1 protein-coding gene is annotated in these 652 nt (G+C 41.3%); it reads right to left on the bottom strand.

What is annotated here, in order from left to right; genetic code table 11:
• Positions 1 to 652: MBG domain-containing protein (locus L1S34_RS14815; protein ID WP_236364875.1), on the bottom strand; the 652-nt coding region annotated here is incomplete at both ends.

Genomic DNA, 652 nt, shown 5'->3' with positions numbered 1-652 from the left:
ACCTAAAGTCACTACGATTGGGTAAGCACCTACGTTAGAGAACTGCGTAGCAGAAGTTGCAAGAGTGTAGTTAATCGTATCTCCGTTTACAGCACCAGTCACCACAGCTGTTAAAGCAGGATTAAGATCACCGTAAACTTTCGTTTTATCATCAGCAGTAACGACTACATCAATAGCTTTAGGCGTAACTGTCAAAGTTCCGTTTACAGCAGTAACGTCATAGTTAGGATTAGTACCTAAAGTAACTACGATTGGGTAAGCACCTACGTTAGAGAACTGCGTAGCAGAAGTTGCAAGAGTGTAGTTAATCGTATCTCCGTTTACAGCACCAGTCACCACGGCTGTTAGAGCAGGGTTAAGATCACCGTATACTTTTGTTTTATCATCAGCAGAAACCAAAATATCAATAGCTTTAGGCGTAACTGTCAAAGTTCCGTTTACAGCAGTAACGTCATAGTTAGGATTGTTTCCTAAAGTTACCACGATTGGGTAAGCACCTACGTTAGAGAACTGCGTAGCAGAAGTTGCAAGAGTGTAGTTAATCGTATCTCCGTTTACAGCACCAGTCACCACAGCTGTTAAAGCAGGATTAAGATCACCGTACACTTTTGTTTTATCATCAGCAGTAACTACAACATCAATAGCTTTAGGT

The sequence above is a fragment of the Flavobacterium sp. K77 genome (assembly GCF_021608205.1).
Classification (GTDB): domain Bacteria; phylum Bacteroidota; class Bacteroidia; order Flavobacteriales; family Flavobacteriaceae; genus Flavobacterium; species Flavobacterium turcicum.
Note: the sequence above shows the minus strand (reverse complement) of the source record. Positions and strands in the feature narration are given on the sequence as shown.